This window comes from Xanthomonas sp. XNM01, from assembly GCF_014851915.1.
GTDB lineage: Bacteria > Pseudomonadota > Gammaproteobacteria > Xanthomonadales > Xanthomonadaceae > Pseudoxanthomonas.
In genome coordinates this window covers 555,557-576,129 of the sequence record NZ_JACVAP010000001.1, presented here as the reverse complement: position 1 = coordinate 576,129, position 20,573 = coordinate 555,557, and the positions used below count along the sequence as shown (strand labels likewise).

The window sequence follows — 20,573 nt, the reverse complement described above, 5'->3', positions numbered from 1 at the left end:
ACGTGACATGACGAGACTCCCCGTTCGCCGGCTGCTGGCCGTCGCCCTTGCCGCCTCGCTGAGCCTGCCGGCGCTGGCCCAGACGAGCGAGCCCTTCACCGTCAGCGACATCCGCATCGACGGACTGCAGCGCATCGCGGCCGGTACCGTGTTCACCTATCTGCCGGTCGAGCGTGGGGAGACGCTGAACCAGGCCGATGCCGGCGAGACGATCCGTGCGCTGTACCGCACCGGCTTCTTCGAGGACGTGCGCCTGGACCGCCAGGGCGACATCCTGGTGATCACCGTGACCGAGCGTCCGGCGATCAACAAGCTCACCGTCAACGGCAACAAGGACATCAAGTCCGACGACCTGCTGCGCGGCCTGACCGACATCGGCCTGGCCGAGGGCGAGACCTTCGACCGGCTGAGCCTGGACCGCGTCACCCAGGAACTGACCCGGCAGTACAACAACCGCGGCAAGTACAACGTCCAGATCACGCCGACCGTGAGCCGCCTGGATCGCAACCGCGTCGACGTGACCATCGACATCAAGGAAGGCAAGGCGGCCAAGATCCGCCACGTCAACCTGATCGGCACCGAGACCTTCGGCAACGAGGAGATCCTCGATACCTGGGAATCGCGCGAGAGCACCTGGCTGTCGTGGTACAGGCGCGACGACCAGTACTCCAAGGAAAAGCTCTCCGGCGACATGGAGAAGCTCAACTCCTGGTACCTGGACCGCGGCTACATCGATTTCAACATCGACTCGACCCAGGTCTCGATCAGCCCCGACAAGCGGGACATGTACCTGACCGCCAGCGTCACCGAAGGCGAGCAGTACACGATCTCGGAGATCAAGGTCACCGGCGACACGATCCTGCCGCAGGAGCAGATCGAGCGGCTGGTGATCCCGAAGGCCGGCGACACGTTCTCGCGCGTGCTGCTGGAGATGACCTCGGATGCCATCACCAACACGCTGAGCAACATCGGCTACGCGTTCGCGCGGGTCAATCCGATCCCGACCAGCAACCGCGCCGACCGCACCGTGGCCGTCAACCTGCAGGTGGTGCCGGGTCCGCGCGTCAACGTGCGCCGCATCACCTTCAAGGGCAATACCCGTACCTCCGACGAGGTGCTGCGCCGCGAGATGCGCCAGTTCGAGAACGCTTGGTACTCGCAGGCGGCGATCGACCGCTCCAAGATCCGCCTGCAGCGGCTGGGCTACTTCGAGACCGTCGAGGTGCAGACCCCGGCCGTGCCGGGCAGCCCCGACCAGGTCGACGTCGTCTACAACGTCAAGGAAACCACCTCGGGCAGCTTCGTGTTCGGCCTCGGCTACTCGCAGCTGGCCGGCATGACCACCTCGATCCAGCTGTCGCAGAACAACTTCCTGGGCGGCGGCAACCGGGTGTCGGTCGAGGCGCAGCGCAGCGATTACCTGCAGCGCTACTCGTTCTCCTACGTCAATCCGTTCTTCACCGACGAAGGCCTGTCGCTCGGCTACAACCTGTGGTGGCGCGAGCTGGACTACTCGGACTTCAACACCGCCCAGTACAACAGCACCAACGCCGCCGCGCAGACCATCCTGGGCCTGCCGATCACCGAGTACAGCTCGGTGTCGCTGCTGTTCGGCATCGACAGCAACCAGATCCAGACCTACAGCGGCTACACGCCGCAGTCGATCATCGATTACATCGAGGCGATCGACCGCCGCACCTTCCATGCCTGGCGCACCGAGCTGGGCTGGTCGCGCGACACCCGCAACGACTACTTCATGCCGACCCGCGGCACCTACCAGCGCGTCGGCCTCGAGGCCACCCTGCCCGGCTCCACCGCCGAGTACTACAAGATCAACTACGAGTTCTCCAGGTACTGGCAGCTGAGCCCGGCATTCGTGCTGCGCACGGGCCTGGACATCGGCTACGGCGACAGCTACGGCGACGACATCACCCGCAACATCTGCTGGACCCAGCCGACCACCGCCAATCCGAATCCCGGCGCCAGCGACCCCTGCACGACGACGTCCCCGGACTACAGGAAGACCGTCACCGCCAGCGGCCTGCCGTTCTACGAGAACTTCTACGCCGGTGGCACCCGTTCGGTGCGCGGCTTCCGCGACAACACCCTGGGCCCGCGCTCGGAAGTGATCGCCGGCTATCGCGGCCAGGCGCTCGGTGGCTCGTTGAAGACGGTCGGCCAGGTCGAAATGGTGTTCCCGCGCCTGTTCGACAGCAAGGCTGCCCGCGTCTCGGCCTTCGTCGACTTCGGCAACGTGTACAACGGCATCGACGACTTCGATACCGGCGAGCTGCGTGCATCGGCCGGTGTCGCCCTGCTGTGGCGTGCCCCGGTCGGTCCGATCTCGATCAGCTACGCGTTCCCGTTCAAGAAGAAGGAAGGCGACGAGATCGAGCGCCTGCAGTTCACCTTCGGCGGCGGCTTCTGAGCCACCGGACATCGGGATGGCATCACGACGGGGCGCCTTCGGGCGCCCCGTTGCGTTGAGCGGCCTCCATCGCGCCGGATCCGCGGAACGGGGCTACGTATCACCAGATCCAGATCCGCAGGCATCTGGCCCAGGCGGCCATCCGTGACCCGCACGTCGCACGCGAAGCGCGATTCCAGATCGCCTGGCCCCTCGCACGGAACCAGGGTGCACGAACAGGGCGCACTGCCGCCGCGTTGCCTGAGGCGCCCTGCGTCCGGTTGCGCCACGCCTTCTGCCGCACGGCATCGGACAAGCGCAACAACGCGCAGGTGCTCGGCGACGCTCGGAATCATCGGGAGAGTCTGCAGTAGCGGCCCGCAACACGGATCCACAGGCGCACGAGCCCGACGCAGTACCCCGACCAGCCTTCCCAGCCCGGCAGGGGCCGGGCAGAGCCGCTCCCCATGGCGCCAGTCCGCGCTCCGGTATCGATCAGGCCATGCCAGGAAAGCTCCCCGGCCGCCTCAGCTGCCCGGTACGTCGCCCGCCTGGGCCGCGCCGGCATGCTCCTCACCCGCGTGCGACGAAGCGTCCACGCACGCTCCCAGCTGCGCCAGCACCACGGTGGCATAGCTGCCGGGCGGCAATGCGAACGTCAGCTGCAGCTGGTCGTCCGCCGACCACGTCCATGCCAGGTCCTGCACCTGCAGGCGCAGCGCCCGCCGCTCCTGCTCCAAGCCGGCACGTTCGAGTCCGTCGCGCAGCGCGACCGCAATGTGGTCGGCCAGCACCGCCGCCTCCAATGCGGCGCAGGCGGCCTGGCAGCGCAGCTCGCCCCTGCCCCACAGCGGTCCGCTGGGATGGATGTCGAACCGCGCCAGGCGCTCGGCCAGTGCCTCGCTCCATGGCTCGGGGCCGAACACGCTGCGGCTGCCTGCCAGCGCCCAGACCTCGCCGTCGAGCCCGCGCTCCCAGCTGCCATCGGCCACCCGCGCGGCCAGCACCCGGTTGAACAGCTCCGAGCGCGCCGCCGACAGCAGCATCGAGCGCTGCTCGCGGCCGACGCGACGCCCGGCGAACATGCCCAGCGCCTTGGCCACATTGCCGGCCTCGCGGCCGAAGCGCTGCTCGCCGAAGGCATTGGGTACTCCGCGCGCGGCGATCGACGCCAGGCGGGCCTCGGCAGCGCTCCGGTCGCCGACGACATCGCGCAGCAGCAGCACGAACCGGTTGCCGGCCAGCGCCCCACGCGGCAGCTTGCGCCGGTGGCGGGTCCGGGCCAGCACCCGAAGGCCGTCGCGCTCGAGCAGCGCCTCGTCGGGCGCCTCCCGTCCAGGCAGATGCACGCTGAAACGCTGCACCGTCACCGCATGCCGGTCCTTCAGGCCGGCATAGCCGACCGCATGCTCCGGCACACCGGCCCACTGTGCGATCCCGCGTACCGCGAACGCCGTGTTCATGCCGCGCTTCTCGACGGTCAGCAGCAGGTGCTCGCCATCACCGCTGGCCTCGAAACCGTCCAGTTCCTCGACCCGGAAGTCTTCCGGCACGCTGCGGATCTTCGCGCTCAGCACCGCGTCGCCGAAGGCCGCGAACGTGGCGCTCATCGGCGCACCAGCAGGGTCACGGCCTGTGCGGCGATGCCTTCGCCACGTCCGGTGAACCCCAGCTTCTCGCTGGTGGTGGCCTTCACGCTCACTGCATCGATGTCGACCGCGCAGACCTCGGCGATCCGCGCACGCATCGCCTGCGCATGCGGACCGACCTTGGGTCGTTCGCAGACGATGGTGATGTCGGCATTGCCCATCCTCCAGCCGCGCTCGGCGGCCAGCCCGACGCAGTGGCGCAGCAGTTCGGCGCTGTCCGCGCCGCGCCAGCGCGCGTCGCCGGGCGGGAAATGCACGCCGATGTCACCCAGCGCCAGCGCGCCGAGGATGGCGTCGCACAGGGCATGCAGGGCCACGTCGCCATCGCTGTGCGCGACCACGCCACGCTCGTGGGGGACGCGCACGCCGCCGAGCATCACGTGGTCGCCGTCGCCGAAGACATGGACGTCGTAGCCCTGGCCGATACGGAAGGGGACGGGCTGGGAATGGGTCATGGCGATCCTCTCGTTTCGGCCGGTGATACGGACCCGGTCCCCGGAACGCGTCCGGCCTCAATCGGCGACGGCGAGCACCAGGAACACGGTCAGATTCTGCAGCGCATGCGGTATCGCCGCGGCTGCGAATCCGTGGGCGAAGGATTCTGGACGCCATGCCAGCCAGCCGCAACTGAAGACGAAGAACGACCAGACCACACCGAAGAACCAGAACGGCGCGGCCAGCGCATGCAGCCCACCCCACAGCAGTGCGGAGATGGCGGCCCTCGGCACGATTCCGATGCGCGCCGGCAGCAAAGCGAGGAAGGCGATCAGCACCAGCGTCTCGATCAGCGGCGCCAGCAGCACCATGCCTAGGAAGTCCCCGACGCCGGCCTCCCGCTCAGGCAGGCCGGTATCGTCGATCGTGATCCCGGCCAGGCCCAGTGCCCCAAGCACCAGGGCAACCAGCAGCAGCGAACCGCCGAGCGACAACACGAACGCCAGCAGCGTGCGTCTGGAAAAATGCGCATCCGGCGGCGTCAGCAGCACGCCACGGACCCACCGGATCGGCATCGCGACCTCCTGTCGCATGGCGTGGCTCAGCGTTGCGAACGCTCGAACGCGAACCTGGCCAGGTCCGCCGGCGTGGTGATCTTGAAATTGGATTCGGCGCCTTCGACCAGCAGCGGACGCAGGCCCTGCCGCTCCATCGCCATCGCTTCGTCGGTGACCTCGAGTCCGGCCTCGGCCGCCCCCTGCAGCGCACGGCTCAGCTGCAGGCGGCGGAACAGTTGCGGCGTCAGCGCACGCCACAGGCGCTCGCGCGGCTCGGTACCATCGATGCCACCATCGTCGCCGGCCCGCTTGAGCGTATCGCGCACCGGTGCGGCGAGGATCGCGCCGACCGGATCGGCGCGCCCGCGTTCGAGCAGGCGGTCCAGATCGTCGAGCGCCAGATTCGGGCGCGCGGCATCGTGGACCAGCACGAAATCATCGCCCCGCACGCTTTCCGGCAGCGCATCGAGCGCCGCCAGCACCGAAGCGGCACGGTTGTCGCCGCCGACGCAGGCCAGGACAGGCTTGCCGGCGAACTCCGTCCAGCCCGGCCACAACCGGTCATCCGCCGAAACCGCCACCATCACACCGGCAACGGAAGCATGCGCGAGTAGCGCCTCGAGCGTGTACTCGAGCACACTGCGGCCGCCGACATCGAGATACTGCTTGGGAATGTCGCCACCGAAGCGCGTGCCGCGCCCGGCAGCCGGTACCACGGCCCAGATCGCGGCCATCACGGATCCTCCGGCAACGGTTGCGGCTGGGAGTCGTCCGCCGGGGGCGGCAGGGGCGGAGGAGCCGCACCGCGCCGCGGCGCGTCCTCGACCACGCGATAGAAGGTCTCGCCGGGCTTGATCATGCCCAGCTCGCTGCGCGCGCGCTCTTCCGCGGCCGCCACGCCTTCCTTCAGATCCCGGACCTCGGCGGCCAGAGCGTCGTTGCGTTCGCCCAGACCGCCGTTCTCGCGGCGCTGATGCTCGACCTGCGCCTCCAGCACCGTCACGTCACCCACGCTGCCCGTGCCGAACCAGAGCCGGTACTGCAACCATCCCAGCAGCAGCACCAGCCCCAGCAGCACCCAGCGCAATGCGCGCATGACGGTTCCCGGGTCAGCGCTTCAGCGACACGAACGCGTCGCGGCCGGCATAGCGCGCCTTGGCACCCAGCGCTTCCTCGATGCGCAGCAGCTGGTTGTACTTGGCCACGCGGTCGCTGCGGCACAGCGAGCCGGTCTTGATCTGGGTCGCGGTGGTGGCCACGGCGATGTCGGAGATCGTGGTGTCCTCGGTCTCGCCCGAACGGTGCGACACGATCGAGGCGTAGCCGGCGGTGTGCGCCAGCGCGATGGCCTCCAGCGTCTCGGTCAGCGTGCCGATCTGGTTGACCTTGATCAGGATCGCGTTGGCGGTACCCGAATCGATGCCTTCCTTCAGGATCTTCGGGTTGGTCACGAACAGGTCGTCGCCGACCAGCTGGACCTTCTTGCCGATGCGGTCGGTCAGCAGCTTCCAGCCGGCCCAGTCGTCCTCGGCCAGGCCGTCCTCGATGGTGATGATCGGGTACTGCGCGGCCCAGTCGGCCAGGAAGTCGACGAACTGCTCGCTGGTCAGGCGCTTGTTCTCGCCGACCAGGTGGTACTTGCCGTTGTCGAAGAACTCGCTGGAGGCCACGTCCAGGCCCAGCAGCACGTCCTCGCCCGCGGTGTAGCCGGCCTTGCCGATCGCCTCGAGGATGGTATCCAGCGCTTCCACATTGCTGCGGAAGTCCGGAGCGAAGCCGCCCTCGTCGCCGACCGCCGTGCTCAGGCCGTGGCCTTTCAGCACCGACTTCAGCGAATGGAAAATCTCGGTGCCGGCACGCAGCGCCTCGGAGAACGAGGACGCGCCGACCGGCAGCACCATGAACTCCTGGAAATCGACGTTGTTGTCGGCATGCGCGCCGCCATTGATGATGTTCATCATCGGCACCGGCAGGGCCACGTCGCCTTCGGTGATCGTGGACAGGTACTGCCACAGCGGCTGCTTCTTCGACGCGGCCACGGCGTGCGCGGTGGCCAGCGAAACGCCCAGCAGCGCGTTCGCGCCCAGGCGGCCCTTGTTCTCGGTGCCGTCCAGATCGATCAGGCGGCGGTCCAGGCCCTGCTGGTCGGCCGCATCGAAGCCGGCCAGCGCCTGCGCGATCGCGCCGTTGACGTTGCCGACCGCGTTCTTCACGCCCTTGCCCAGGTAACGGGTCTTGTCGCCGTCGCGCAGCTCCACGGCTTCCTTGGTGCCGGTCGAGGCGCCGGACGGCACCGCGGCGCGGCCGAACGAACCGTCGGCCAGGGTGACTTCGGCTTCCAGGGTGGGATTGCCGCGGGAATCGAGGATCTCGCGGGCGTGGATCTTGGCGATGCTGGTCATGGGCGTGGATGCCTGTCCGGGTTGAATGAGGTCGGACCGGAGTTTAACGGAAGCGGGGCGCGCTGCCGCGGGTTCGTACCCGCGCGTTCGTGTTCCGTGCACCCGCCGTGGTTGCCGCTGAAAGCAACGCCTGCCACACGCCGCCGGGACTGTCCCGGATGTCCCGACGACATCTGCGATGCAGGCGATCACCAGCAGCAGCGGCATTCGCCGCCGTCAGTCCAGGCGACGGCAGATACGGAAAGGGCCGCTCATCGAGCGGCCCTTCCGGTACACCGTTGCCTGCGTCGGCGGATTACAGCGCCTGTTCCAGGAAACCGTTCTTCTTGGTGATCGAATCGAGCTGCAGCAGCGTTTCCAGCAGCGCCTCCATCTTCGCCAGCGGCCAGGCATTGGGGCCGTCGGACAGCGCCTTGGACGGATCCGGGTGGGTCTCGGCGAACACGCCGGCCACGCCCACCGCCACCGCTGCGCGCGCCAGCACCGGCACGAACTCGCGCTGGCCGCCGGAACTGCCGCCCTGCCCGCCCGGCAATTGCACCGAATGCGTCGCGTCGAACACCACAGGGCAGCCGGTCTCGCGCATCACCGACAGCGAGCGCATGTCGCTGACCAGGTTGTTGTAGCCGAAGCTCGCACCGCGCTCGCAGACCATGATCTGCTCGTTGCCGGTCGACTTCGCCTTGTCGACCACAGGCTTCATGTCCCACGGCGACAGGAACTGGCCCTTCTTGATGTTGACCGGCTTGCCGGCCGAGCAGACGTTCCTGATGAAGTCGGTCTGGCGTACGAGGAAGGCCGGGGTCTGCAGCACGTCGACGACGGCGGCGACCTCGTTCATCGGCGTGTATTCGTGCACGTCGGTCAGCACCGGCACGCCGATCTGCTTCTTCACCGCGTCCAGCACCTTCAAGCCCTCTTCCAGACCCGGCCCGCGGAAGCTGGTGCCCGAGGTGCGGTTGGCCTTGTCGAAGCTGGACTTGAAGATGAAGTTGATCCCGAGCCGGCCGGTGATCTCCTTCAGCTGGCCGGCGACGTCGAGCTGCAGCTGCATCGACTCGATCACGCACGGGCCGGCGATCAGGAACAGCGGCTGGTCCAGCCCGACTTCGAATCCACAGAGCTTCATCACGTCACCTGTTGTCATTGAGTCCCGCTCCATCGGAGCGGGTGGGACGAACGTGCGGGCAGCCTGCGGTGTTTCCAACCGCTCCGGCATCGCCCGCCTTTCAAGCAGCGCCTGGCGCAACCGCCTCCGGGACCTGCGAGGCGGCGGGGCTCACGCGCGTGCTTCCTTCAGCAGCTTGCCGCCGACCTGGCCGTCGTTGGCCTTGCGCTCCCGCGCGGCGCGGATGAAGCCGACGAACAGCGGATGACCATCGCGCGGCGTGGACAGGAATTCCGGGTGCGCCTGGCAGGCCAGGAACCACGGATGCGCGTCGCGCGGCAGTTCGACCATTTCCACCAGCGTGTCGTCCATCGACTTGGCCGCGATCACCAGACCGGCGTCCTCAAGCTGGGTGCGGTAGCGGTTGTTGAACTCGTAGCGGTGGCGGTGGCGCTCGGCCACCACATCCTTCCCGTACAGTTCACGCGCCAGCGTGCCCGGCTTCAGCCGCTGCTCCTGCAGTCCCAGGCGCATCGTGCCGCCCAGGTCGGACTTCTCGTCGCGCTTCTCGACTTCGCCCGTGCTGGTGCGCCATTCGGTGATCAGGCCGATCACCGGGTGCGGGCACTGCTTGTCGTTCTCGGTGCTGTTGGCGCCGTCCAGGCCGGCCACATGGCGCGCATAGTCGACCACCGCCGCCTGCATGCCATAGCAGATGCCGAAGTACGGCACGCCGTGCTCGCGGGCGAAACGCGCGGTCTGGACCTTGCCCTCGAACCCGCGGTCGCCGAAACCGCCCGGCACCAGGATGCCGTCGACATCGCCCAGCAGCGCCTCGGCGCCCTGCTCGATGTCCTGCGATTCGAGCCACTTCAGGTTGACCTTGGTGCGCTGGCGCAGACCGCCATGCTTGAGCGCCTCGCCGACCGACTTGTACGCGTCCTTGTGGTCGACGTACTTGCCGACCACGGCGATGGTGACCTCGTCGACCGGGTGCAGGGTCGCGTCGACCGCCGCCTCCCACTCGTGCAGGTCGGGCGCATTGCCCGCCGGCAGGCGCAGGCGATCGACGACCAGCGTATCCAGCCCCTGTGCATGCAGCTGCAGCGGCAGCTTGTACAGCACGTCCACGTCCTGCACCGAAATCACCGCGCGCTCGGGCACGTTGGTGAACAGCGCGATCTTGCGGACCTCGCCGTCCGGCAGCGGATGCTCGCCACGGCACAGCAGCACGTCGGGCTGGATGCCGATCGAACGCAGCTCCTTGACCGAATGCTGGGTCGGCTTGGTCTTCAGCTCGCCGGCGGCCGCGATGTACGGCACCAGCGTCAGATGCATGAACAGCGCCTTCTCCGGGCCGCGCTCGGCGCGGACCTGGCGGATCGCCTCCAGGAACGGCAGCGACTCGATGTCGCCGACGGTGCCGCCGATCTCGACCAGGCCGACGTCGTAACCGGCGGTGGCCTCGTCGATGCTGCGCTTGATCTCGTCGGTGATGTGCGGAATCACCTGGACGGTGGCACCCAGGTAGTCGCCGCGGCGCTCCTGGCGGATCACGCTCTCGTAGATCCGGCCGGTGGTGACCGAATTCTTCCGGCTCAGGCGGGTACGGACGAAGCGCTCGTAGTGGCCCAGGTCCAGGTCGGTCTCGGCACCGTCGTCGGTGACGTAGACCTCGCCGTGCTGGAACGGACTCATCGTGCCCGGGTCCACGTTGATGTACGGGTCCAGCTTCATCATCGTGACCTTCAGGCCACGGGCTTCGAGGATGGACGCAAGCGAAGCGGCCGCGATGCCCTTGCCAAGCGAGGACACGACGCCGCCGGTAACGAAAATCAGGGGGGTCATGGGAACGGTCTCCCGGAAAGCCATAGTCTAGCGGCTGCGCCCGGATTGCCCAAGCCACGGTCGCGATACGACCCGTTCCGGTGACCGCCGGACAGCGGGTCCGGCGGCCGTCGCGGGCCCGCTCAGCGCGGGTCCCGCTCCTCTTCTTCCTGCTTGGGCTGCGACTTGTCGCGGCCATCGCGACCGGCACGCGCGGCCTCGCGGCGCTTGGCGCGCTCGGCATCAGCATCGCGCTCGCGCTGCTCCTGGGCCTTGTGCTCGTCGAGCTTCTGGCCCTGGCCGGCAGACTGCTGGGGCTGTCCCTGGCGGTTCTGGGCCAGCAGCGGCATCGCGGCCAGCACACCCACAGCGGCGGTCGCGGCGATCCAGATCAGGCGTCGGTTCATGGTCATCCTCCACATCGGGTCCGGCGGTCGGAACGGGGGCGGCACGCCCACCCTTCCAGCGTCCGTTATACGCCCCGCCAGCCTGCGCGGCCCTGAACACCGGCAACGTGCAAAAAAGCGCTCCAGGCGGCACACTCCCGCGTCGTTCCGCGAGCTATCCAGACAGATCCATGAGCAGCCGTTACAACGCCGCCGACATCGAAGTCCTCTCCGGCCTTGACCCGGTCAAGCGCCGGCCCGGCATGTACACCGATACGGCCCGGCCCAACCATCTGGCCCAGGAAGTGATCGACAACGCGGTCGACGAGGCGCTGGCCGGCCACGCCAAGGCGATCGAGGTGACGCTGTTCAAGGACGGCAGCTGCGAGGTCTCCGACGACGGCCGCGGCATGCCGGTGGACATCCATCCCGAGGAGAAGATCCCGGGCGTGGAACTGATCCTGACCCGGCTGCATGCCGGCGGCAAGTTCAGCAACAAGAACTACACCTTCAGCGGCGGCCTGCATGGCGTGGGCGTCAGCGTGGTCAATGCGCTGTCGAATCTGGTCGAGGTACGGATCAAGCGCGAAGGCAGCGAACACCTGATCACCTTCCGCGACGGCGATCGCGCCACTCCGCTGGAAGTCATCGGCTCGGTCGGCAAGAAGAACACCGGCACCAAGGTGCGCTTCTGGCCGGATCCGAAGTATTTCGACACGCCGAAGATCAATGCGCGGGCGCTGCGCCACCTGCTGCGGGCCAAGGCCGTGCTCTGCCCCGGCCTGAACGTGACCCTGGTCGACGAGGCCACCGGCGAGCGCGACACCTGGTACTTCGAGGACGGCCTGCGCGACTACCTGCGCGGCGAACTGGCCGGGCGTGAGCTGCTGCCGCCGGAACTGTTCGTCGGCACGCTGAAGAAGGACACCGAGGTCGTCGACTGGGCCGTGTCCTGGATCGCCGAAGGCGAACTGGTGCAGGAGAGCTACGTCAACCTGATTCCCACCGCCCAGCACGGCACCCACGTCAACGGCCTGCGCTCGGGACTGACCGATGCGCTGCGCGAGTTCTGCGACTTCCGCAACCTGCTGCCGCGCGGCGTCAAGCTGGCGCCGGAAGACGTGTGGGACCGCGTCGCCTTCGTGCTGTCGCTGAAGATGACCGACCCGCAGTTCAGCGGCCAGACCAAGGAACGCCTGTCCTCGCGCCAGGCCGCCGGCTTCATCGAAGGCGCCGCGCACGACGCCTTCAGCCTGTGGCTGAACCAGCACGTGGACCTGGGCGAGAAGATCGCGCAGATCGCGATCGACCGCGCCAGCGCGCGCCTGAAGACCGAAAAGCAGGTCGTCCGCAAGAAGGTCACCCAGGGCCCTGCCCTGCCCGGCAAGCTGGCCGACTGCATCAGCCAGGACCTATCGCGCACCGAGCTTTTCCTGGTCGAGGGCGACTCGGCCGGCGGCAGCGCCAAGCAGGCCCGCGACAAGGATTTCCAGGCGATCCTGCCGCTGCGCGGCAAGATCCTGAACACCTGGGAAGTCGCCAGCACCACCGTGCTGGCCTCCGAGGAAGTGCACAACCTGGCCATCGCCATCGGCTGTGACCCGGGCAAGGACGACATCACCGGCCTGCGCTACGGCAAGGTCGTGATCCTGGCCGATGCCGACTCCGACGGCCTGCACATCGCCACCCTGCTCAGCGCGCTGTTCCTGCGCCACTTCCCGGCGCTGGTCGCGGCCGGCCACGTGTTCGTGGCGATGCCGCCGCTGTTCCGCGTGGACGTGGGCAAGCAGGTGTTCTACGCGCTGGACGAAGAGGAAAAGCGCCTGCTGCTGGAGAAGATCGCGCGCGAGAAGCTCAAGGGCCAGGTCAACGTGACCCGCTTCAAGGGCCTGGGCGAGATGAATCCCGAGCAGCTGCGCGAATCGGCGATCCATCCCGATACCCGCCGCCTGGTCCAGCTGACCGTCGACGACGGCGAGCAGACCCAGGCACTGATGGACATGCTGCTGGCGAAGAAGCGCGCGAGCGACCGCAAGCAGTGGCTGGAGACCAAGGGCGACCTGGCATCGCTGGAAGTCTGATCCCGGCGAGCCGCTGCTGCACCGCCCCGACATCGCCGCGCCTGGACCGCTTCCGGCGCGGCTGGAGGCCAGGGCCGCCCTGGTTTCACTGCGACCTGGTCGCTATGCCTGAGTACCATCGACCGTTGCGCCGGCACGCCTGAACGCCGCAGACAACGCGGCGCCGCGGCAGGCGCCTCATTGGCACGGTCGTCAACATCGGACGGATGGCGGAGCATCGCCACGCCGACATGATTGCGTGACACCGGCGCCAATGGACGCTCCGCTGCAGATCTCCGACACGGGAGTTCGCCAGCAACCCAACGGCGAAAACGCGCGGATCCACTCCAGGCACTGGCGCCGTGCGCAGAAACCGGCGCTGTCCAGCCGAGGTGCGGGACTCGCACACCGGATGCACTGCCGGACACAGACCGACAGGAAGCACCACGGCGCCAGCGGACGCCAGACCCCCGCATTGCCTCAGCCCGTGCGGAGCCGCGCCTCCAGTTGCTGCATCCGCGTCAGCAACTCGGCACCCGGAACCAACTGCTCACGCAGTGGTGGCGCTGCAAGCTGCAACTGCTCGCGGGCCTCGTCCGGGCGCCCCGCATCGAACAGCGCCTCGGCCAGCGGCATGCGATGTCGTGCCGTGGAAATCGTGTCGACACCGAACTGCGCCTCGGCCATCGACATGGTCCGCTGCCAGGCGTCGGCAGCCTCGGGGCTGCGCCCCTGCCGCTGCAGCAGCTCGGCAAGCAGCGCCTGGTGACGCATCCGCAGCTGCGGCGGCTTGCCCTCCAGCAAGGGCTGCAGTGCATCCAGCGCGGCCTGCGCCTGGCTGAAGCGCGCCGAGCGCATCTCCCACTCGGCCTGCCCCATCCGCGTGATCAGCATGTCCGATGCATCGGGCTCCAGACGCGTGGACCAGACCTCCGCGGCATGCGCGAGCAACGGCCTGGCCTCCTCCAGACGGCCTGCCCGCATTAGCGCGCGCCCGAGGTTGGCGCCTGCACGCAGACTCGGGCCGGCATCGGGCCCCAGTCTGGCGGTGCGTATGCCGAACGAGCGCCGGTACATCGAGATCGCACGCTCCGCGTCGCCACGCCACTCCTCCAGGCCGGCGGAATTGTTCAGTGTCACCGCGTAATCGACGCTGTCCTCGCCCAGCGCGCGCGCCTGGATTTCCAGTGCGCGCGCGTAGTAGGCCGATGCGGCGTGATAGTCGCCCAGGTCCTGGTTGATGCCGGCCAGTTCGTTGTAGACCGTGGCGGTGTTGTCGCTGTCCTCGCCGAACAGGTCCAGTGCCAGCGCCAGGTTCTGCTTCTGCAACGCTTCGGCATCGCGCAGGCGCCCCTGCCCGGATACGGTCAGCGACAACACGTGCCGCGTGGTCCAGACCTCATAGGACGCCAGGCCATGCAGCTCCACCTTCAACGCCAACGCGCGCTCCAGGACCTCCTGCGACTGCTCCAGCCGGTCCCAGCGGCGATAAAGCAGGCCGATATTGTTCAGCACGACGGCCTGTCGCCGCCCCCAGTCGGATGTTCCCTCGCGCAGCCGCAGTGACTCCTCGAACGCTTCCAGCGCTGGCTGGAAGCGCTCCTGCTCCATGAGCGCCAGGCCCAGCGAGTTGAACGCGCGCGCGCGCATGACCATCGCCTGCTCGCCCGGCGGCTGCCGCTCGACCACGCCCAGCGCACGTCGCGCCACCTGCTCGGCCTCCTCGCCATGGCTCCCGTTGGCCAGCAAGGTGCGCAGCTCGTTCAGGGCGTCCACTGCCTCGAGTGGCCGGTCGACCTCGGGCGACAGCAATGAATCGGCCGCAACGCGCAGCAGGTCTTCAGCACGCTGCCGCTGGCCGATGTTCATGTACGCCTGACCGATCACATGCTGGACGCGGGCGCGCATGCCGGGCGAGTCTGCCAGCTCGGTCGCGATCCTGGCCGCGCCAGCGTCGAGCACCTCACGCGCCGTCGCCTCGACCTCGCCCTTGCCACGCTTGCGCGGGTCGGCCGCATCGAACGCCGCCAGCAGGAACTGGCCGACCTGCTCGGCCACCTGCGCTTCATGCCGGGCCTGGCTGCGCTCCTCGCCCAAGCGCCAGACGAAGCCGCCACACAGCATCAGCACCAGCCCGGCGGCGCTCGCGGCCTGCCAGTGCCTGCGCAGCACGCGCCCGATCCGATAGAGCCTGGCCCCCTGCCGCGCCGCGACGGCACGATGATCGAGGTAGCGCTGCACATCATCGGCCAGCGCCTCGACCGAACCATAGCGGCCGGTCGGCAGCGGCGAGCAGGCGCGGCGTGCGATCGCATCCAGGTCGCCACGCAGTCTCCTGCGCCAGGCGCAGCCGGCGGACACCCAGTCGCTCGGCGCCACGACCGGCCGGGCACTGTCGGCCAGGCCACGCTCGACGCGCCGGTCGGCCAGCAGCTCGACCAGGATCACCCCCAGGCTGAAGACGTCGCCGGCGACGCCGACCGTGCCACCGGCCAGCGTCTCCGGCGCGGCATAGGCCGGCGTGCAGAACAGGCCGTGCTCGCCGTCGCTGCCGTCGTCGAGCAGGCGCGAGATGCCGAAATCCAGCAGCATCGGCTCGCCATCCTCGGCGCGGACCAGGATGTTGCCGGGCTTGAGATCGCAGTGGACCACCAGATGCGCATGAGCCGCCTGCACGGCCCGGCAGACCTTCACGAACAGGGCCAGACGCTGGCGCAGGTCGAGCTGCCGCGCACGGCACCACGTATCCAGTGGCTGGCCGTCCACGAACTCCATCACCAGATAGGGCAGCCCGGCGGCGGTGGTCCCGCCGTCGTACAGCCGGGCGATGTTGGGGTGCTGCAGGCTGGCCAGGATCCGCCGCTCGACGGCCAGTCGCTGCGTGGTCTGGGGATCCGAAAGCCCGCGCAGCAGCTTGACGGCCACCTTGCGCTCATACAGCCCGTCGTCACGCTGGGCGGCGTAGACCACGCCCATGCCGCCGGACGCCACGCGCTCGGTCAGCCGCCAGGGACCGAGCAGATCGCCTGGCTCCAGTTCGGGTGCAGCCATCCGCGCCAGCATGCCGTCGAGCGGCGTCCGCGCCCGCTGCAGGACCGCGGTCTGCGCCTCGAGCAGGTCCAGCGTGTCGCGGACCAGCTGAGGGTCGGCGGTCAGCCGTTCGAGTTCCCCACGCCACGTATCCGGCGGCAGGTCGCACACCGCATCGAACAACGCGCGCAACTGGTGCCAGCGTTCCCCTTCCATCGTCTCTCCCCCGAGATGTGCATCCGCCGCATGGATCAGGCCAACTGCCGGTTGAGCCAGGCCTTGGCGAAGCGCAGGTCGCGATCGACGGTGGGGACCGAGACCTCCAGCACCAGTGCGATCTCCTCGTGCGACATGCCGCCGAAATACGCCATCTCCACGGCCCGTCCGGCGCGGTGATCGTGCTCGCTCAGCCGGACCAGCGCCTGGTGCAGCGCAAGCACATCGCAATCACCGACATCGTCGACCACCCGCCCGTCGAGCGCATCGACATGCGACAGGGTCAGGTTGATCGCCCCTCCGCCCCGCTTGGCGGCCAGGTTGGCGCGCGCGTGGTCGACCAGGACCGCGCGCATCTTCAGCGCGGCCAGTGCGAAGAAATGCGCGCGATCGGCGAACCCCACCTCGCGCCCCATCATCCGCAGCAGTGCCTCGTGCACCAGCGAGGTCGGGCGCAGGGTCACATCGTCACGGCCACTTCCCAGGCGGGCCACCGCCATGCCGCGCAGCGCCCCGTAGACTTCGTCGAACAGCAGCTCGCCGGCATCGGCGTCGCCGCTGCGCCAGGAGTGCAGGAGCCTGGTGATGTCCTCGGTCACGCCGTTCCTCGCGATGCCATCCGTATCCCTCGCCCGACGGCCCCATCCCAGCGGGTCGCGCGTCTCCAGCGCCGCATCCGTCGAGCGGCGACCGGGGAGTATCGGGAGTCGTGTGCAAGCAAACCATTGCGCCCGTCTGGAATCAAGGCGAAACCGGGTGCCGTCACCTCACGCGCGTGACGCTGGGCACGGGGACGCCTCGACTGGTCAACGCCGCGTGCGGGCAGTGAGATAGGCATCAGGACGCCGCCCTGACGACGACAGACCGCACAAACGAAAAAGGCCGGCGCATGGGCCGGCCTTCCATCGTGCCACCCCGCTGCCCGGTTTCAGGCGTTGGAGTGGTGGGCGGTACAGGGTTCGAACCTGTGACCCCTACCATGTCAAGGTAGTGCTCTACCGCTGAGCTAACCGCCCATCGTTGCGAGGACTGCGCCTCAGCAAGGGCGCGAATCTTAACCCGTCCCCGCCCGTCCGGCAACTCCCCCACGCGAAATAGTTCATGGCCGCCGGCCTCCCCCTCCACGGGACAGCTCAGCGGACGGCGTCCTTGAGCTTGCGGATCTCGTCGCGCAGGCGGGCGGCATCCTCGAACTCCAGGTCGCGGGCGTGCTGGTACATGCGCTGCTCCAGTTCCTTGAGCCGGACCGCGGCCTTGGCCGGGTCCATCGTCGCGTAATCCTGGCGCTCCTCGGCGACCTTGCGCACGCCCTTCTTGCCGCCCTTGCCTTTGCCCTCGGCCGGCTCGGCACGCGCGCCCTCCATCACGTCCATGATCTCGCGCACGATCGCCTTGGGCACGATGCCGTGCGCGGCGTTGTACTCCTCCTGCTTCTCGCGGCGGCGGTCGGTTTCGTCGATCGCCGCCTTCATCGACTTCGTGATGCTGTCCGCGTACAGGATCGCGGTGCCGCGCAGGTTGCGCGCGGCGCGGCCGATGGTCTGGATCAGCGAGCCGGTCGAGCGCAGGAAGCCTTCCTTGTCGGCGTCGAGGATCGCCACCAGCGACACCTCGGGCATGTCCAGGCCCTCGCGCAGCAGGTTGATGCCGACCAGCACGTCGAACTTGCCCAGACGCAGATCGCGGATGATCTCCACTCGCTCGACCGTGTCCACGTCCGAATGCAGGTAGCGCACGCGGATGCCGTGTTCGGACAGGTAGTCGGTGAGGTTCTCGGCCATGCGCTTGGTCAGCGTGGTGACCAGCACGCGGTCGCCCAGCGCCACGCGCTTGTTGATCTCGCCCATCAGGTCGTCGACCTGGGTCGCGACCGGGCGGATCTCGATGCGCGGATCGACCAGGCCGGTCGGACGCACGACCAGCTCGGTGATTTCGTCGCCGGCCTCGCGCAGTTCGTACGGACCAGGCGTGGCCGACACGTAGATCGCACGCGGCGCACGCTCCTCCCACTCCTCGAACTTCAACGGCCGGTTGTCCAGCGCGGACGGCAGGCGGAAGCCGAACTCGACCAGCGTCTCCTTGCGCGAGCGGTCGCCCTTGTACATCGCGCCGATCTGCGGAATGGTCACATGCGATTCGTCGATCACCAGCAGCGCGTCGGCCGGCAGGTAGTCGAACAGGGTCGGCGGCGGCGAGCCCGGCGCGTGCCCGGTCAGGTGGCGCGAGTAGTTCTCGATGCCCGAACAGAAGCCCACCTCGGCCATCATCTCCAGATCGAACTGGGTGCGCTGCGCCAGACGCTGCGCCTCGACCAGCTTGTTCTGCGAATACAGCTGCTCCAGACGGTCCTTCAGCTCGGCCTTGATCGTCTCGACCGCGCCGAGCACGCGCTCGCGCGTGGTCGCGTAGTGGGTCTTCGGGTAGATCGTGTAGCGCGGGATCCGGCGCAGCACCTCGCCGGTCAGCGGATCGAACACGGCGATGTTCTCGATCTCGCCATCGAACAGCTCGATCCGCACCGCCTCGTCGTCGCTTTCGGCCGGATGCACGTCCACCACCTCGCCGCGCACGCGGAAGGTGCCGCGCTGCAGCTCGTACTCGTTGCGCGTGTACTGCAGCTGGGTCAGGTGGCGCAGCAGCTCGCGCTGGTCGATGCGCTCGCCGCGCGACAGGATCAGGCGCAGCGAGAGGTAATCTTCGGGCGCACCGAGGCCGTAGATGGCCGACACCGTCGCCACCACCAGCACGTCGCGCCGCGACAGCAGCGCCTTGGTCGCCGCCAGCCGCATCTGCTCGATGTGGTCGTTGATCGAGCTGTCCTTCTCGATGAAGGTGTCGCTGGACGGAACGTAGGCCTCCGGCTGGTAGTAGTCGTAGTAGCTGACGAAGTACTCGACCGCGTTGTTCGGGAAGAACGCCTTGAATTCGCCATACAGCTGCGCCGCCAGGGTCTTGTTCGGCGCCATCACCAGGGTCGGCTTCTGCACCTGCTGGACCACGTTGGCCACCGTGTAGGTCTTGCCGGAGCCGGTGACGCCCAGCATCACCTGCCTGGCCAGGCCGGCCTCGAAGCCGGCCACCAGCTTTTCGATCGCCTGTGGCTGGTCGCCTGCGGGCGAATACGGGGACACCAGCTCGAACTGCTCGCTCATGCGCGGCACCGCATCGGGGGACCGCCCAGTATAGACAGGGCACGCATCCAGACCGTGTCGGCATCTCACGGCGGCCGTGGCGCCTGCCTGACCCGGTCAGCGGGCGCTTTCCTACACGGCACCGGGAGGCCCGCCGATCGCGCGGCCCGTGCCGGACGCGCATCCTGACCCTACTTCCCGTGCGAAAGGATTCGCACATGCGCAAGGATGCGCCGGGATTCACCCTGGTCGAATTGCTGATCGCCCTGGCGGTGCTGGCCCTGCTGCTCGGGCTGGCGCTGCCAGGGTTCCGGGACGTCATCGAGCGCCAGCGCACGGCGACGGCCCTGCATCTGGTCAGCGCCCAGTTCGCCCAGGCCCGCAACACCGCGATCATGCGCCGGACGCCGGTGACGGTCTGCCCCTCCCGCGGCGACGGCCGCTGCCGCACGGACGCGGACTGGAGTCAGGGCTGGCTGATGTACCGCGACCCCACCGGCGGCAGTCAGCCACGCACGCCGGGCGACGTCCTGGCGGAGCAGCATCGCCCGACCCATGCATCGGTCAGGATCCAGTCCTCGGCCGGCAGGCCCCGGATCCGTTTCCAGCCGGACGGACGCAGCGGCGGGACCAACCTGACGGTCAGGATCTGCATCGCCGGCAGCGTGCGCGGCGAGGTGGTGGTCAACAACGTCGGCAGAGTGCGCAGCGCACGTCCGCGGACACCGACGCCCTGCGCCTGACCCGACGATCCGCCCCATTCCGGAAAAAGCAGAAGGCCGCGATTGCTCGCGGCCTTCTGCTTTGAATCTGGCGCCCGAAGTTGGACTCGAACCAACGACCCCCTGATTAACAGTCAAGTGCTCTAACCGGCTGAGCTATTCGGGCGGGGTGCGCATTGTATGAGCATTTCTTCGGGGATGGCAAGCCTCAGTGAAAAATTTCCACGATCACCAGCATTCGGACAGATCCGCGCTGCCGGTCTTGCCCTTGCGGCCGGTATTGGTGATGGTCAGGTTGCCGCAGCGGTCGGCCGTCTGCCCCCCCTGCGGCGTGGCGGTGATGGTGAAGGTGTCCGCGGTGTCGAACTTGCCGGCTGGCGTCAGCCCATAGTGGCTGGCAGTCCCCTCCCGTGGCGACTTGTCCGTCGGCAGCTCGAAGTCCACGTAGGTGTTGTTGACCGTGAAGTAGCGTTCGGCCGCCTGCGCGTACTCGATCAGGTCCGCCTTGGCCTGCGCCCGGCGCGACTTGCGCACCTGCTCCTGGTAGGACGGATAGGCGATGGCGGCCAGGATGGCGACCACCGCCACCACGATCATCAGCTCGATGAGCGTGAAGCCATGAGTGGATTTCATTCCTGATTCC

Annotated in this window: 16 protein-coding genes and 2 tRNA genes; 3 read left to right on the top strand and 15 right to left on the bottom strand. The window is 68.2% G+C overall.

Annotated features, from left to right (window positions below; genetic code table 11):
* Positions 1 to 7 precede the first annotated feature (7 nt).
* A complete protein-coding gene (gene bamA, locus IB242_RS02540; RefSeq protein ID WP_192275615.1) occupies positions 8 to 2,428 on the top strand; it encodes an outer membrane protein assembly factor BamA in 2,421 nt (806 codons plus the stop codon).
* Positions 2,429 to 2,934: 506 nt separating this feature from the next.
* Here bamA and truD read toward each other — a convergent pair.
* The 9 genes from truD to IB242_RS02495 all read right to left on the bottom strand — a co-directional run bounded on the left by truD (position 2,935) and on the right by IB242_RS02495 (position 10,792).
* Positions 2,935 to 4,017: a tRNA pseudouridine(13) synthase TruD gene (truD, locus tag IB242_RS02535; protein WP_192275614.1), complete on the bottom strand. Its 1,083-nt coding sequence runs from the start codon at positions 4,015 to 4,017 to the stop codon at positions 2,935 to 2,937.
* On the bottom strand, positions 4,014 to 4,511 hold the full coding sequence (gene ispF, locus IB242_RS02530; protein WP_192275613.1) for a 2-C-methyl-D-erythritol 2,4-cyclodiphosphate synthase: 498 nt from the start codon (positions 4,509 to 4,511) through the stop codon (positions 4,014 to 4,016). Before ispF ends, truD begins: the two co-directional genes overlap by 4 nt.
* A gap of 57 nt (positions 4,512 to 4,568) precedes the next feature.
* Positions 4,569 to 5,066, bottom strand: coding sequence for a hypothetical protein (locus IB242_RS02525; protein WP_225539968.1), 498 nt, complete (start codon positions 5,064 to 5,066; stop codon positions 4,569 to 4,571).
* A 26-nt stretch (positions 5,067 to 5,092) separates the two neighbouring features.
* A complete protein-coding gene (gene ispD / locus IB242_RS02520) occupies positions 5,093 to 5,785 on the bottom strand; it encodes a 2-C-methyl-D-erythritol 4-phosphate cytidylyltransferase (RefSeq protein WP_192275612.1) in 693 nt (230 codons plus the stop codon).
* Positions 5,782 to 6,144 carry a cell division protein FtsB gene (ftsB, locus tag IB242_RS02515; protein ID WP_192275611.1) on the bottom strand — a complete coding sequence of 121 codons (363 nt, stop codon included), beginning with the start codon at positions 6,142 to 6,144 and terminating at the stop codon, positions 5,782 to 5,784. Before ftsB ends, ispD begins: the two co-directional genes overlap by 4 nt.
* A 13-nt stretch (positions 6,145 to 6,157) precedes the next feature.
* Complete coding sequence (eno, locus tag IB242_RS02510; protein ID WP_192275610.1) at positions 6,158 to 7,450, bottom strand: phosphopyruvate hydratase; 1,293 nt, start codon at positions 7,448 to 7,450, stop codon at positions 6,158 to 6,160.
* A 295-nt stretch (positions 7,451 to 7,745) separates the two neighbouring features.
* Positions 7,746 to 8,579 (bottom strand): 3-deoxy-8-phosphooctulonate synthase, encoded by an 834-nt coding sequence (kdsA, locus tag IB242_RS02505; protein WP_192277643.1) that lies wholly within the window; start codon positions 8,577 to 8,579, stop codon positions 7,746 to 7,748.
* Between the two features lie 150 nt (positions 8,580 to 8,729).
* Complete coding sequence (locus tag IB242_RS02500) at positions 8,730 to 10,406, bottom strand: CTP synthase (RefSeq protein WP_192275609.1); 1,677 nt, start codon at positions 10,404 to 10,406, stop codon at positions 8,730 to 8,732.
* A gap of 122 nt (positions 10,407 to 10,528) precedes the next feature.
* Positions 10,529 to 10,792, bottom strand: coding sequence for a hypothetical protein (locus IB242_RS02495; RefSeq protein ID WP_192275608.1), 264 nt, complete (start codon positions 10,790 to 10,792; stop codon positions 10,529 to 10,531).
* A gap of 170 nt (positions 10,793 to 10,962) precedes the next feature.
* Between IB242_RS02495 and parE the strand changes: the two genes are divergently transcribed.
* Positions 10,963 to 12,852 carry a DNA topoisomerase IV subunit B gene (gene parE, locus IB242_RS02490; RefSeq protein ID WP_192275607.1) on the top strand — a complete coding sequence of 630 codons (1,890 nt, stop codon included), beginning with the start codon at positions 10,963 to 10,965 and terminating at the stop codon, positions 12,850 to 12,852.
* A 459-nt stretch (positions 12,853 to 13,311) separates the two neighbouring features.
* Here the strand turns inward: parE and IB242_RS02485 are convergent, their stop codons facing one another.
* The 4 genes from IB242_RS02485 to uvrB form a co-directional block, all read right to left on the bottom strand.
* Complete coding sequence (locus tag IB242_RS02485) at positions 13,312 to 16,077, bottom strand: tetratricopeptide repeat-containing serine/threonine-protein kinase (RefSeq protein ID WP_192275606.1); 2,766 nt, start codon at positions 16,075 to 16,077, stop codon at positions 13,312 to 13,314.
* A gap of 35 nt (positions 16,078 to 16,112) precedes the next feature.
* Positions 16,113 to 16,676, bottom strand: a complete 564-nt coding sequence (locus tag IB242_RS02480) for an ECF-type sigma factor (RefSeq protein WP_192275605.1) — start codon at positions 16,674 to 16,676, stop codon at positions 16,113 to 16,115.
* 342 nt (positions 16,677 to 17,018) lie between these two features.
* Positions 17,019 to 17,093 (bottom strand) — tRNA-Val (locus IB242_RS02475).
* A 117-nt stretch (positions 17,094 to 17,210) separates the two neighbouring features.
* Positions 17,211 to 19,229, bottom strand: a complete 2,019-nt coding sequence (gene uvrB / locus IB242_RS02470; RefSeq protein WP_192275604.1) for an excinuclease ABC subunit UvrB — start codon at positions 19,227 to 19,229, stop codon at positions 17,211 to 17,213.
* Between the two features lie 197 nt (positions 19,230 to 19,426).
* Here uvrB and IB242_RS02465 point away from each other — a divergent pair, with 197 nt between their 5' ends.
* Positions 19,427 to 19,951, top strand: a complete 525-nt coding sequence (locus tag IB242_RS02465; protein ID WP_192275603.1) for a GspH/FimT family pseudopilin — start codon at positions 19,427 to 19,429, stop codon at positions 19,949 to 19,951.
* 68 nt (positions 19,952 to 20,019) lie between these two features.
* Here IB242_RS02465 and IB242_RS02460 read toward each other — a convergent pair.
* Together IB242_RS02460 and IB242_RS02455 are read right to left on the bottom strand one after the other, a co-directional pair.
* A tRNA-Asn gene (locus tag IB242_RS02460) sits at positions 20,020 to 20,096 on the bottom strand.
* A 62-nt stretch (positions 20,097 to 20,158) separates the two neighbouring features.
* Positions 20,159 to 20,563 carry a type IV pilin protein gene (locus IB242_RS02455; protein WP_192275602.1) on the bottom strand — a complete coding sequence of 135 codons (405 nt, stop codon included), beginning with the start codon at positions 20,561 to 20,563 and terminating at the stop codon, positions 20,159 to 20,161.
* Positions 20,564 to 20,573: the final 10 nt, after the last annotated feature.